The organism is Microvirga brassicacearum, assembly GCF_008757455.1.
GTDB lineage: Bacteria > Pseudomonadota > Alphaproteobacteria > Rhizobiales > Beijerinckiaceae > Microvirga > Microvirga brassicacearum.
The window spans coordinates 43,428-43,865 of sequence record NZ_VCMV01000037.1 but is presented as its reverse complement, the minus strand read 5'-3'; the positions used below and the strand labels follow the sequence as shown (position 1 = coordinate 43,865).

1 protein-coding gene is annotated in these 438 nt (G+C 57.1%); it reads right to left on the bottom strand.

Features of this window, described 5'->3' with window-relative positions:
• Positions 1-438: IS6 family transposase (locus tag FEZ63_RS19190; protein WP_244622890.1), on the bottom strand; the 438-nt coding region annotated here is incomplete at both ends.

Below are 438 nucleotides of genomic sequence, written 5' to 3'. Positions count from 1 at the left end.
GATCGGTCCAGCAATCGGTCTGCCGTGTCACAGGTTAGGACCGCCTCTCGATTAGTCTGACTGCCGTCGATGACGATCCGCTCAGGACGTCCATGCCGCTTAAGTGCCCGCCTCAGGAAGTGCTTGGCGGCAGTCAGATTGCGCCGCTCGCTGAACCAGAACTCGACCGTGTCACCGTTGCTGTCGATGGCACGGTAGAGATACGTCCAACGACCCCGGACTTTGATATATGTCTCGTCTATATGCCACTGGCCGGTGACGGCTCGCTTGCGCCGATTGAACCGCTCTAGCAGTTCCGGCGAATAGCGCACGATCCATCTATGAATGGTCGCGTGATCGACGGAGATGCCTCGTTCAGCCATCATCTCCTCCAGATTTCGGAGGCTGAGATTGTGGGCCAAATACCACCGCACGCAGAGCAGGATTATCGAACAATCA